This window comes from Prevotella jejuni, assembly GCF_900187995.1.
Classification (GTDB): domain Bacteria; phylum Bacteroidota; class Bacteroidia; order Bacteroidales; family Bacteroidaceae; genus Prevotella; species Prevotella jejuni.
This window is the reverse complement of sequence record NZ_FZNZ01000001.1, coordinates 1-12604: the sequence shown is the minus strand read 5'-3', so window position 1 is coordinate 12604 and position 12604 is coordinate 1. Positions and strand designations below refer to the sequence as shown.

The following is a 12604-nucleotide window of genomic DNA, read 5'->3' as shown; positions in this document are numbered from 1 at the left end:
GCTTTTAGGTTGTTATAACAATGACTGGTTGGAAAACTACCGACCAAAGTTTTAAAGGCAACAAGCCTTAGTTGAAAGAGAAGAAGAATGAATAAAATAAACAATAAAACTATCAAAGACTATCTTATTGGCAAGGCAACGGCCAAAGAGATGGAGCAGTTAGCCCAGTGGTTGGCAGACTCGGAGGAGAATCAAAAGGAACTCTTCGAGATGGAGTTGGCATTCCATTTAGGAAGGAATAGCTCTGTTGCCACCCCACAGAAGGTCGAAGAGGCTGAGAACAGATTATTTGCTCAGATTGATAAACACGAAGAACATACAATAAAAAACAATAGATTACATTTCTTCCGTTATGCTGCAGCGATGATAGTAGCAGTTCTCTTGATTGGAGGAGGACTTTTTGCCTATCTTCGTCAGTCCACCGAAACAATCACTGTCGCTGCTTTGAACGAGGTAAAGAAGGTTGTCTTACCTGATAGTTCAATTGTATGGCTCAACAAAGGGGCTACCATTAGCTACGCAGAGAGCTTTGAAGGCAATGAAAGAAAGGTGAACTTGAAAGGCGAAGCGTTGTTCCATGTCACAAAGAATGCCGCAAAACCATTTATTGTTAGCAGTGAGGCTTCGTCTGCAAAGGTGTTAGGAACAACCTTCAACTTCAAAGACCAAGGGGCTAAAGGTAAAGATGTTATCAGCTTGATAGAAGGTAAACTTGAGGTGACTGGGCATAATGGCGAGGGAAAAGTTATCCTTCACCCTAACCAAAAAGCTACGATTAGCAAAGACTCTAAGACTATTACGAAAGAAGACAGCTACGCCCTTGCTGACGCAGTATGGCGTGATAACATGATACCGTTCAATAACATGCAACTCAAAGAGATTGCTCGTATCCTCGAGCAGCTCTATGACTACAAGATAACCATAGACTCTAAGTTAGACCACAAAAAGACTTATACAGGTGTGATCAAGAGGAATAAGGATATAGAAAACGTCTTAGACGGACTTTCTTATACCATTTCTTTCCATTACACCATCCACGACAAGGAGATAACACTCTCTAAATAGGGTATTTAGAGAGTGGTCTCTTTGCTGGGACTCGACTAAATCAACAGAAAACAAACACATTCCTAACATAAACATGAACAAACTTTATGCACTCCTCATTGGAGCGTTTACTCCACTGTGCATGTCTGCACAGACCACTTACCCAGAGTGGCAGAGTCAGTACACAACAGGTTTAAATAAGGTGGAACCGCATGCCTACGTCCTACCATACAGTTCTGTTGAAAAGTTACAACAACCAGGTGGATATGAGCAGTCGGCTTATTACATGACACTCAACGGCAAATGGAAATTTCATTGGACCAAGAATCCAGATAAAAGACCAAAGGATTTCTTCCAAAACGACTTTGCCGTGCAGGGTTGGAACGACATTAACGTACCAGGAAACTGGGAGCGTCAGGGCTATGGGCTGCCTATCTATGTCAATGAAACCTACGAATTTGATGATAAACTCTTTCAGTTTAAGAAGAACCCTCCCCTCGTTCCATACGCACAAAACGAAGTTGGCTCCTACCGACGTACGTTTACTATCCCTTCAACATGGAAGGGTCGCCGCATAGTCCTTTGTTGTGAGGGAGTTAAGTCGTTCTTCTATCTGTGGATTAACGGCACATACGTTGGTTATAACATGGGTGCGAAGATGCCGTCAGAATGGGATATTACAAAGTATCTACACGATGGCGAGAACACTATTGCTATGGAGGTCTATCGTTGGGCAGCAGGTTCTTACCTCGAATGTCAGGACTATTGGCGCATAAGTGGTATCGAACAGGATGTCTATCTCTATGCTACTCCAACCCAGTATATTGCCGATTACAACGTAGCAGCAGGTGTTGACAAGCAGGACAACGGCTCATTCAAGGGTAATTTCAGCCTTTCTACTAATATTAAGGGGGCTGGCAATGGTACTATAAGCTATGTTCTGACTGATGAAAAAGGCAATACTGTACTCTCAGAAGACATGGCTGTCAATGGCAAGAACAACGATGAAATGGTGGATTTCACCCCAAAAACAGTTCAGAACGTTGCTGCTTGGAGTGCTGAACACCCTAACCTCTACACCTTACTTATTACATTAAAAGACAAGAACGGCAATATCACCGAGCAAACTGGAAGTAAGGTGGGCTTCAGAACGATTGAGATTAAGAACAAACAACTGTGCGTGAACGGTACACCTATCCTCGTGAAGGGTGCTAACAGACATGAACATTCACAGTTGGGACGCACCGTGAGCAAGGAACTCATGGAACAGGACATCCGCTTGATGAAGCAGAATAACATCAACCTCGTGCGTTGTTCGCACTATCCTAACGATGCTTATTGGTACCAACTATGTGATAAATATGGCTTGTATGTCATCGATGAGGCTAATATCGAGTCTCATGGAATGGGCTATGGTAAGGAGTCTTTGGCAAAAGACAGTACTTGGTTGAAGGCTCACATGGACAGAACGCGTCGCATGTATGAGCGTTCTAAGAATCATCCAAGTATCATCATCTGGTCATTGGGTAATGAGGCTGGCAACGGAGTGAACTTTGAAAACACCTACCGCTGGCTGAAGAATGCTGATAAGACACGTCTTATTCAGTATGAGCGAGCTGAGGAGAATTTCAATACAGACATCTATTGTCCTATGTATCAATCCCTCGACCACATGAAAGCATACGCAAAACGAACCGATATAACACGTCCTTACATCATGTGCGAGTATCTTCACGCTATGGGTAACAGCTGTGGAGGTATGAAGGACTACTGGGACTTGATCGAGTCGGAGCCTATCTTACAGGGTGGAAGTATTTGGGACTGGGTCGACCAGTCGTTCCGTGAGGTAGATAAGTACGGCAACTGGTACTGGAGCTACGGTGGTGACTACGGTCCAAAGGACGTACCAAGCTTTGACAATTTCTGTACTAATGGTCTTATCGCTGCCGACCGCACCCCTCACCCACATCTCTCTGAGGTAAAGAAAATCTATCAGAACATCAAGTCTAAGCTCGTTTCAACCGAGAAAGGGATTACGATAAAGGTTAAGAACTGGTTTGATTTCACCAATCTAAATGAATATCAACTTAACTGGCAGGTTGTAGACGAAAACGGTAATATCGTTTCAAAGGGTACACAACACGTAGACTGTGCGCCACACGAGTCAACGACAATCATGCTGCCATCTGTTGCTACTGGCACACAGAAGGAACTCTATCTCAACCTTGCATGGCAGCCTGTCAGCGATGCACTTATCATCACGAAGAATGACGTAGTGGCTTACGACCAGTTTGTACTAAAGAAAGCAAACGACTGCACCGCCTTCCTCCCACGTGAGAAGCAGCGCATGACCTACAAAGTGGATGAGAAGACGGGCGAGTTGACTTCATTAAAGAGTGGCAACCAAGAGTTCCTCGATGCTCCATTGAGCCTAAGTCTATACCGTCCAGCCACCGATAACGATGGTCGCGACCAATATGGCGTAAGAGTTTGGCACAGGGATGGCATCGACTCTATCAGTCAGAAGGTTACAAAGATTAGTAGAAGTAAAGACATAACACGTGCTGAAACTGACGTGATAGGCAAGAATGGCAACATAATCGGTAAGGCTGTCTTCACCTATCAACCACAGAAGAACGGTGCATTAGCCGTGAAGGTAGACTTCACACCAGACACTGCTGCCGTCAAGTCGCTTGCTCGCATCGGTCTTACCTTCCGTGTAAAGGACACGTTCGGCAAGGTTGAATACAATGGTCGTGGCGATATTGAGACTTATAACGACCGTAAGGAAGCTGGATTGATTGGGCACTACAAGACGACAGCTGAGGCTATGTTCCACTATTATGTGAAGCCACAAGCAACGGGTAATCGCACTGATGTGCGCTGGATGTCGCTCTCTGACACACGTAACCGCCTTATGGTAGCCGCAAAGACACCATTCCAATTCTCTGTGACTCCATTCTCTGACAGTGTTATCGACCGTGCAACGCATATCAACCAACTCTCACGTGATGGTCTGCTAACCGTACACTTAGATGCTAACCAGAGTGGTGTTGGTACTGCTACATGTGGTCCTGGTGTTGCTGAGAAGTATCGTGTACCAGTTAAGCCAACAAGCTTTGAGTTCGTACTCTACCCTGCTATGACTAAATAACCAACATATAATAAGACTAAAAAACTAAGCCCTGTTCCCCTTTGCCTACTATCTATAAGGCAAAAAGGAACAGGGCTTTTTGCGTTTAATAAGTATTAAGTAGAAAGATAACTACCTATAAACCAACCACTAAAAGGCATAACAAGCTACGGAGGTAGTCCTTTACTCCATAGCAACCTCACCTTATTATATTAATAAAAGACAGAAATGTCGAACCTAAATGGGCTCGGCAAGGGAATTATTTTCATGAAAGAAAAGATTTACTTTCATGAAAATAAATAATTATTTACGTGAGAAAAAATATTTCTTCTCACGTAAATAAATCATTACTGACCGTCTAAAGGACGTGTGAACCAGTCAAAGCCCAATAGGCAAAAGCAAGAATTGCAAGCGTAATAACGATGCGAAAGATGCAACCAGTTATCTTCTTAATAAGGATAAGACCGATAACTAATACGGCAAGGAGGGCTATGAAATACTGTAAATTCTCCATTCAAGCATGCTTTATTTGAACAAGTGTCTGAACATAGCAGGTACTGGTGTCTCGAACTCCATACGTTGATGGGTGATAGGATGGTAGAAACAGAGTACGTAGGCATGTAGACAAAGACGATGAAGAGGGTCGTCTCCGTTACCATACTTAACGTCGCCACACACAGGATGACCCATATCGGCAGAATGAACACGTATCTGATTCTTACGTCCAGTCTCCAATCGATACTCTACAAGACTGTGTGAGACTGTGCGATTGAGCACATGGAAATGTGTCACAGCATACTTTCCCCCATTATCTACTGGTGAACTATAAGTGATATACGACTTATTATCCTTCAACCAATTGGCTATCGTTCCCTCATCCTGCTCCATCTCGCCACTGACTACAGCAACGTAACGACGATCGTAGACAATATTATGCCAGTCATGTTCCAGTAGTTGCTCTGTCTGAATATCCTTAGCATAGATCATCAGTCCCGATGTGTCACGGTCGAGACGATGGACTACATGCGCCGAACACTTCTGTTTTGTCTTATGGAAATAGTCGTCGAGAACAGTCTTCACATTCAATGAAGAGTGGCCAGCAGCCATCGAAAGAATACCGATATTCTTCTCTATTACAACCAAGAAGCGGTCTTCGTAGACGATTTTAACGTAGCGGCTGCGGAAGATATCGTTCTTCTTACTTTTACTGACAGAAATCTTGTCGCCTACTTTCAGCGGATGGTCGAACTGCGTAATACACTTACCATTCACCTTAATACCACGATTCTGTAGTGTAGCCTTCACCTTACTCTTACTTTCCTTAAGATTAGCAAGTAGCCACTCAAGCAACGGAGCCGACTCTGTCACCCGATAATGATTATATTTCTCCTCTGTATATGGATTCTTTCTTATCATACTACAAAAGTACAAAGAAATAATGATTAAAACTATTATGCGTATATTAAATCAGCTGAATAAGCGTAGGGCAAAGATAAAACAATAGCTGTTTTCTCTGCATGGAACGACTCTGAGCGACGTTAAAGTACTGTTTTAGAACATCTTAACCCACTCTCGAAAGCGTTCAACTCCCTCTTCTCCAAACTTAGAAAGACTCGCAATAGCTTGTTCAACAGTCTTTTCTTTATCAAGATGAGTCTTTGAGAAGAACTTATCAGCATAACAGATAACTTTCTCTTCCATCGTTTCTGGTAGGAAGTCTTGGGCTGGTAAAGGAAGCTGTTGAGCTATAATCTGACTGCGAGTAATCCCCGCCCCCGTATGTCGTTCACAGACACGAGCATGACGAGGGAAGCCCTCGGTACGTAACATTTCAGCTCCAATACGCCCATGACAGATGTAAGGTTCGTTACCAAAACACTGTATACCAGGTGCATCACAACGGATGATACCGATATCATGTAGCATGGCAGCCTCCTCAAGAAACTGTTTATCGAGGGAGAGTTCTGGGTGTCGGTCAGCTATGGCAAGTGCCTTATCTGCTACAGAACGACTATGAACAAGGAGGATATGACGCAACTCATTATCCTCTGGATAATACTTCTGAATGATTGCTTGATAGTCCATACAACAAAAAAAAGCTACGCCTCCCCACTCAGACAGCTCGTGCCGCCATGAACGAAGAACCGTAGCTCAGTCATTATGGTATTGTTTCTTTATGCTTCGTGCTCTCTTTCGATGTAGGCAATAACGTCGCCCTTATTGACCTTAGCACCTTGCTTAGCGTTGATTTCAACCAACTTACCACCGAGGGCAGCAGGAACAGTTACGAACTCACCCCATGGAGCCTGAACATAACAGAATGCTTCACCTTCCTTATATTCCTTACCAATGAATGGTTCGATGGCTGGAGCAGCCTCACCATCACCCTGGAACTCCCAGAACAGTTGTCCCTTAACAGGAGAGACAATGGCGTCTGCCTTAGCATGCTTGAACGCTGCAGCCTCTTCAGGACTTACCTTTGCACCGAGTTTAGCATCCTTTGCAGCCTGAAGGTCGGCCAAGAAGTTCTTCTTAGCCTGTCCGCTCTTGTAGTTACGATACTGCTCTGGGTGCATAGCCAACTCGAAGAGCTCCTCATCATCCTGTCCGTAATCCCATCCGTTCTCGTCCATTTCCTTGCGGAAGTCGTCGAGAGCGTTAGGAAGAAGTGTGTGTGGGTCAGCATCAGTGAACTCGAAACCTTTCTGCTTAGCAAGGTCCTTCAGTTCTTGACATATCTCACCAGGTACACGACCACTCTTTCCAAGAATCATACCCCACATAGAATCGTCCATCATTACGAAGCGTCCCTTACCCTGCTCAAGGGTGAGGAGGTTCATAAGAGCGATGTTCTTAGTGTATTGTGAGAATGGAGTTACCAATGGAGGATAACCAACACGTGGCCATACGTATGCTACCTCATCGAATAACTTAACGAGCATATCATCTACTGAAAGCTCTGGCTCGCCCTTCTTCTTACGTAGATTGTTAATCGTTGAACGGATACCACCGAGGTCGGCCATCATAGATCCCATCATACCACCAGGTAGACCACACTCAAGAAGCAGTGAACTCATGATCTTGTTCTGTGGATTGATGAAATAACCTAACCACTCATCAATAAACTCCTGAGTCATAGCACGAGCCTTCATGTAGGCATCCATGTTGATTTCTGGTACGTCGAAACCAGCGTTCTTCAACATGCTTTGTACAGAGATAACGTCTGGATGTACCTTACCCCATGACAGTGGCTCAATAGCAACATCAAGGATATCGATACCATTCTTGGCTACCTCAAGCATAGAAGCCATTGACAAACCTGGACCAGAGTGGCCATGATACTCAAGAATAACGTCTGGATGCTTCTCCTTAATACGACGTGTCAACTCACCAAGGAATGCTGGCTGACCAATACCAGCCATATCCTTCAAACAAAGCTCCTCTGCACCAGCTGCAATCTCCTCGTCGGCTAACTTGCAGTAGTACTCAATTGTATGAACAGGAGAGGTAGTGATACAGAGTGTACCCTGTGGAGTCATACCTGCTTCCTTAGCCCACTTCAATGCAGGAGCTATATTACGAATGTCGTTCAGACCATCGAAGAGACGAGTGATATCCACCCCCTGAGCATGCTTTACACGATACATCATCGCACGAACATCATCAGGTACAGGATACATACGCAATGCGTTCAGACCGCGGTCAAGCATGTGCGTCTTGATACCAGCTTCATGCAGAATCTTGGTGTAGGCACGTACAGACTCGTTTGGGTTCTCACCAGCTAAAAGATTAACCTGCTCAAATGCACCACCATTGGTCTCTACACGTGCAAAACAGCCCATCTCAACGAAGACTGGTGCGATACGAACTAACTCATCCTTACGTGGCTGGAACTTACCAGAGCTCTGCCACATGTCTCGATAAATGAGACTGAACTCAATTTTCTTTCCCATATATGTTTCAATAATTACCTAATTGAAGAGATTACCACTTGCAATCTGACTTGCAAAATTAGATAAAAATTTCCAAAAAACGGCTGACTACTAATATTTTTTGCAATAATTGACTATCTTTGCAGTCTAAAAGTAAATACATGAAGAAATTGTTTTTTCCTCTCTTAAGCTCTGTACTGTTCTTTCTCACGGCATGTTATAACCAAGTATCGACTGGCGATCATGGTGCTATAGACGTCGAGGTACAATTGAAAGGAGACAGTACACGCTATGGATTGGCATGTGATGGCTGTTCTGACTCAGTGATTGTTCTCTTACCTAACGAGGGAGGCGACCCTATAAAGTTTGACATTGTAACGGCAAAGCGCAATGGCATGGTTTATGGCTCACCTCAGATTGGTGACGCTCTGGCAATTGTTCCTAATCCCATAGACCCTCTCGAGGCTGAAATGGTGATTGATCTCGAACAGATGAAAGGTACATGGACATTCCAAGTATTGCCTAAGTTAAAGCCAAACCCTACCAAAACGGAGGAGGAGATATTAGCAGGAATGAGCGACTCCATGAAGGCTGCGTTGTTTATCCCACGTGAGTATGGCTTTACTCTGAAGAGTTATAACCAGGCTTCACCCGTGGGTTATGTCATGAAAGCCAACTCCTTGGAAGATGAAAGCCCTGTTGAATACCCGAAGGTGACGGTTTATACAAGCTGGCATATCTTCAATGGCAGACTATACATCTATAAAGATACTGTTGATGAGCAGGGGCACCGCATCCCACAGGACTCTGTTGGCTTCGACTCTGGCTCTATGCGCTATCTTTCAGCTGACTCAATGGCGGCATTGTTTGGCAAGAAAGTCATGCAATATCACCGTAAAAAGAATGCATTAGAAGCTAATAAAGAGGCACAAAAAGCCGAAGAACACAACGCTACTATGTCTGATAACAAGAAATAACGACTGACGACATTAGCGTAACATGAAAACCTGTTTGTCCTTACATAATACCAATAACAAACAGGTTTTCCATAGTTATGACTAAAATAGATGGCATCTTCTGAGCTTCATCACCGCTTTCTTAACATGACAAACTAATATCCTATTCCCTTAAAAAGTTCGACGAATAAGCTATCCAACGTCAGAAACACTTAGAAGTAACGGTTTTGAGTCTTTTCAAGTACAAAGATTTGGCTGTTATTACAATTTTATATACCTTTGCGCAGACAATCAGAGAGACTATTCAACCTCCTCTTTTCAAGGCTGGAACCTCTCATAAACAGGGGCAGCAATGCCTTTATTATAATAAGGAGAACCACTATAGGTTATACAATTATGAAGAAATTAATAGCGTTGTTTTCATTCATAACAATTCTTGCATTCACTTGTTCGACCATTGTTATCGCTCAAGAACCAACAAAAACAGCGACGGCTGCTACAGCTGACACGCTCTCTGACGATGTTTTGAATGAGACAGGTGTGGCAGACACTACGACCGCAAAGACCCCAGCAACAAAGGATGCGGGTTTCCATCAGTCGTTGAAAAGGAAGTTTATCGAGGGTAATGCGGGCTTTATGTCGCTGGTAGCATTAGCATTAGTACTGGGTTTAGCGTTCTGTATAGAGCGCATCATCTACCTTAGTCTTTCTGAGATAGATGCCAAACGATTTGTTGGAAAACTCGAAGATATGATTGATGCAGGCGAGATTGAGCAAGCCAAGGAATTGAGCCGAGACACACGTGGTCCGGTGGCCTCCATCTGTTATCAGGGACTACTCCGTATCGACGATTCTATAGAGAACATCGAACGCAGCGTGACCTCCTACGGTAGTGTTCAAAGTGCCAACCTTGAAAAGGGTTGTTCATGGATTACACTCTTCATCGCAATGGCTCCTTCACTTGGATTCCTTGGAACAGTTATCGGTATGGTCATGGCTTTCGACCAGATTCAAGAGGCTGGCGACATTAGTCCTACAATTGTAGCAGCAGGTATGAAGGTGGCTTTGATTACGACTATCTTCGGTATCATCGTTGCCCTTGTACTACAAGTATTCTACAATTACATCCTCTCTAAGATTGAACATATCACAGCTCAGATGGAGGAATCAGCCATTTCATTATTAGATTCGATAATGAAATATAAATTGAAACGTAATTGATAATTTATTATTCATGTAACTCGCTATCACTCAAGAGCGTTCTCCTCAACTCGTCCTCTGTATGATTATCGATGTATCTGACTTCCATCAGAAAGAGAGAAAAGGACATCAGAACGTCTCCGAGAACTTATTTAAGTTGGGCGAATAGAAACATGAATATCCTAATTATTCGTTATGTACAACATAGAGTAATATGAAGAAAAATAAAGGAATAGCAAAGATGGACGAGGAACGCATATCACAACGCATCCTCTATGTCATAGTAGCCTTGTCAGTCATCGTCTTTTTAGCGTTCTATCTCATTGGATATGACATGCCTTTTGCCGATAACACGGCTTTCAATGCACCTATGCTTACCGACGTATTACTTGGTTTTATGTGGGGATTACTCGCTCTCACCACGTTAGCCTCCGTCTTTGCTGTAGTCCGTGGCATACAACGAGCTAACCGAAGTGAAGGAGTTACGAATGGTATTCCTGCACGAAAGATTACTTATACGACATACGGTGTGACCGCTCTCATCCTCGTCTTGACTTTTATCTTTGGCTCAACGCAAGCGATGATAGTCAATGGACAGAACTTCACAGACGGCTTTTGGCTTCGAATGACTGATATGTTTGTCAACAGCTCACTCCTTCTTCTTGTCCTTGCAGCAGGAGTTGTCGTCTTTGGGGCTACTCGTTATTACAGAAAGGAACGTATGAAATGATGTTTCGAAAGAAAGAACGGAGGAAAGTTCCTGGCTTAAACACCACATCAACAGCTGACATTTCGTTTATGCTGTTGATTCTCTTTCTCGTTGCCTCCTCTATGGACCTCGACAAAGGGGTGTCACGTAGACTGGCTGCTATCGACAAGACGAAGACTCCACCAGCTGCAGTAGACAGCAAGCGGGTCATACGTATCGTTATCAATGCCGAGAATCAAGTGACACTTGATGGTAAACCTGCCTCGATGAATGAGATTAAGCAGCGTACGATGCAGCTTGTTGAGTCGGCTGGTAAGGGCCACCTTATCCAATTACAAAGCGACCGCAACGCCTCATACGATACTTATCTCCACGTACAAAATCAGTTAGTAGCGGCTTATAACACTATCCGTAACCAAAAGTCAATGAACCTCTTTGGTAAGGAGTTCGACCTGTGTAGTAATGAGCAACAAACACAGATTGCTGACGAAGTACCCATTCGAATTACGGAGGTATATGTGGCTTCTAACAATAACGACGTAAAGAAAGGAGATACAAAATGAAGTTCTATCGCAGTAGAAATCATGAGATTCCAGCATTAAACACGGCTTCTCTCCCCGACCTCATCTTCTCCATCCTATTCTTCTTTATGTTAGTCGTACACATGAGGAAGGCAACTGTACACGTGAAGTATCAAGTCCCAATGGCTACCGAGCTTTCACGCTTATATAACAAGTCGAACATACAATACATTTATGTCGGTCGACCCATCAACAACCTTGGTAAGGTAGAGGGCAACGAGATGGTTGTACAGCTCAATAACAACATCACAACCGTCCCAGAGATTAAACGGTATCTTATCCAACTCTCCGCTGCCTTACCCCCAGAACAGCGTAAGCAGCTTAGTGTCAGTATTAAGGCAGACCGCCATGCAGACATGGGTACGATCATGGACATCAAACAAGCGCTAAGAGAAGCTAACGTATTGAATGTCAACTTTTCGGCTACCATGAGTAGAAATAACAAACAGAAATAAGGTAGAAAGTTGTAATTTGTTGTAGAAAAGGAACTCGCTATTTTGATAATTCAAAGTTTTTTCATACCTTTGTAAGCAAAAACAATAGAATAATAAATGGCACATAGAAGTTTAGATCGTCTTGATAAAAAGATTCTGCACCTCATCTCTGAGGATGCACGAATTCCTTTCCTTGAGGTTGCACGTGCGTGTAATGTCAGCGGTGCAGCCATTCATCAGCGTATTCAGAAGTTAACAAACCTTGGTGTTATAAAGGGTTCGTGAATTCAACAAGCAAGTGCAAATTTACTTAATTAGTTCGTAAAAGCAGTCCTGTGGTGTTTTAAAATCTAATTTCTTTCTTGGTCTCATGTTAATTTTCTTTGAATACTTAGTTATTTGTTGCTGGCTGATATGCTCAAAGGTTTCTTTTTTTGGCACGTATTGCCTAATTAGTCCGTTAGCATTTTCTATAGCGCCTTTCTGCCATGAAGCGTATGGGTCAGCAAAATATATGGTAACACCAAGGCTTTTGGCTATCATTTCATGACAAGCGAATTCTGTACCATTGTCAGTTGTAATAGACTTGATATGCTCTTTGAATGGAGACAGTAA

Annotated in this window: 12 protein-coding genes and 1 pseudogene; 8 read left to right on the top strand and 5 right to left on the bottom strand. The window is 43.4% G+C overall.

Annotation, left to right across the window (positions count from 1 at the left end; translation table 11 throughout):
- Window positions 1-87 precede the first annotated feature (87 nt).
- The gene (locus tag CHB62_RS00060; protein ID WP_089365156.1) at window positions 88-1065 is read left to right on the top strand and encodes a FecR family protein; all 978 of its coding nucleotides are present in this window, start codon (window positions 88-90) and stop codon (window positions 1063-1065) included.
- 73 nt (window positions 1066-1138) lie between these two features.
- Window positions 1139-4198, top strand: coding sequence for a glycoside hydrolase family 2 TIM barrel-domain containing protein (locus tag CHB62_RS00055; protein WP_089365155.1), 3060 nt, complete (start codon window positions 1139-1141; stop codon window positions 4196-4198).
- Between the two features lie 337 nt (window positions 4199-4535).
- Here CHB62_RS00055 and CHB62_RS14775 read toward each other — a convergent pair whose 3' ends face one another.
- The 4 genes from CHB62_RS14775 to CHB62_RS00040 form a co-directional block, all read right to left on the bottom strand.
- Window positions 4536-4691 (bottom strand): hypothetical protein, encoded by a 156-nt coding sequence (locus CHB62_RS14775; protein WP_009012894.1) that lies wholly within the window; start codon window positions 4689-4691, stop codon window positions 4536-4538.
- An 11-nt stretch (window positions 4692-4702) separates the two neighbouring features.
- Window positions 4703-5593, bottom strand: a complete 891-nt coding sequence (locus CHB62_RS00050; protein WP_089365154.1) for an RluA family pseudouridine synthase — start codon at window positions 5591-5593, stop codon at window positions 4703-4705.
- A 135-nt stretch (window positions 5594-5728) separates the two neighbouring features.
- A complete protein-coding gene (locus tag CHB62_RS00045; protein ID WP_089365153.1) occupies window positions 5729-6262 on the bottom strand; it encodes an HD domain-containing protein in 534 nt (177 codons plus the stop codon).
- A gap of 89 nt (window positions 6263-6351) precedes the next feature.
- A complete protein-coding gene (locus CHB62_RS00040) occupies window positions 6352-8130 on the bottom strand; it encodes a biotin/lipoyl-binding protein (RefSeq protein ID WP_089365152.1) in 1779 nt (592 codons plus the stop codon).
- A 140-nt stretch (window positions 8131-8270) separates the two neighbouring features.
- On the opposite strand from CHB62_RS00040, the gene CHB62_RS00035 reads away from it, so the two are divergent.
- The 6 genes and pseudogenes from CHB62_RS00035 to CHB62_RS00010 all read left to right on the top strand — a co-directional run.
- Complete coding sequence (locus CHB62_RS00035) at window positions 8271-9086, top strand: hypothetical protein (protein ID WP_089365151.1); 816 nt, start codon at window positions 8271-8273, stop codon at window positions 9084-9086.
- A 375-nt stretch (window positions 9087-9461) separates the two neighbouring features.
- Window positions 9462-10286: a MotA/TolQ/ExbB proton channel family protein gene (locus CHB62_RS00030; RefSeq protein ID WP_089365150.1), complete on the top strand. Its 825-nt coding sequence runs from the start codon at window positions 9462-9464 to the stop codon at window positions 10284-10286.
- 193 nt (window positions 10287-10479) lie between these two features.
- Window positions 10480-10995: a hypothetical protein gene (locus CHB62_RS00025; RefSeq protein WP_089365149.1), complete on the top strand. Its 516-nt coding sequence runs from the start codon at window positions 10480-10482 to the stop codon at window positions 10993-10995.
- Window positions 10992-11537 carry an ExbD/TolR family protein gene (locus CHB62_RS00020; RefSeq protein WP_089365148.1) on the top strand — a complete coding sequence of 182 codons (546 nt, stop codon included), beginning with the start codon at window positions 10992-10994 and terminating at the stop codon, window positions 11535-11537. The genes CHB62_RS00025 and CHB62_RS00020 overlap by 4 nt, the downstream gene beginning before the upstream one ends.
- Entirely contained in the window at window positions 11534-12010 is a 477-nt protein-coding gene (locus CHB62_RS00015) for an ExbD/TolR family protein (RefSeq protein ID WP_009012886.1), read from the top strand. The genes CHB62_RS00020 and CHB62_RS00015 overlap by 4 nt, the downstream gene beginning before the upstream one ends.
- Before the next feature lie 96 nt (window positions 12011-12106).
- Window positions 12107-12271: pseudogene (locus tag CHB62_RS00010) on the top strand (Lrp/AsnC family transcriptional regulator); the annotation flags it as partial.
- A 24-nt stretch (window positions 12272-12295) separates the two neighbouring features.
- Here CHB62_RS00010 and CHB62_RS00005 read toward each other — a convergent pair.
- On the bottom strand, window positions 12296-12604 hold a 309-nt coding region (locus CHB62_RS00005), incomplete at its 5' end, for an IS30 family transposase (RefSeq protein WP_141240394.1).

Excerpts from the sequence above, each read along its gene's own strand:
- CHB62_RS14775 (WP_009012894.1), bottom strand. The coding sequence starts at position 4,691 with ATGGAGAATTTACAGTATTTCATAGCCCTCCTTGCCGTATTAGTTATC.
- CHB62_RS00035 (WP_089365151.1), top strand. The coding sequence starts at position 8,271 with ATGAAGAAATTGTTTTTTCCTCTCTTAAGCTCTGTACTGTTCTTTCTC.
- CHB62_RS00020 (WP_089365148.1), top strand. The coding sequence starts at position 10,992 with ATGATGTTTCGAAAGAAAGAACGGAGGAAAGTTCCTGGCTTAAACACC.
- CHB62_RS00015 (WP_009012886.1), top strand. The coding sequence starts at position 11,534 with ATGAAGTTCTATCGCAGTAGAAATCATGAGATTCCAGCATTAAACACG.
- CHB62_RS00040 (WP_089365152.1), bottom strand. The coding sequence starts at position 8,130 with ATGGGAAAGAAAATTGAGTTCAGTCTCATTTATCGAGACATGTGGCAG.
- CHB62_RS00045 (WP_089365153.1), bottom strand. The coding sequence starts at position 6,262 with ATGGACTATCAAGCAATCATTCAGAAGTATTATCCAGAGGATAATGAG.
- CHB62_RS00050 (WP_089365154.1), bottom strand. The coding sequence starts at position 5,593 with ATGATAAGAAAGAATCCATATACAGAGGAGAAATATAATCATTATCGG.
- CHB62_RS00060 (WP_089365156.1), top strand. The coding sequence starts at position 88 with ATGAATAAAATAAACAATAAAACTATCAAAGACTATCTTATTGGCAAG.
- CHB62_RS00030 (WP_089365150.1), top strand. The coding sequence starts at position 9,462 with ATGAAGAAATTAATAGCGTTGTTTTCATTCATAACAATTCTTGCATTC.
- CHB62_RS00055 (WP_089365155.1), top strand. The coding sequence starts at position 1,139 with ATGAACAAACTTTATGCACTCCTCATTGGAGCGTTTACTCCACTGTGC.
- CHB62_RS00025 (WP_089365149.1), top strand. The coding sequence starts at position 10,480 with ATGAAGAAAAATAAAGGAATAGCAAAGATGGACGAGGAACGCATATCA.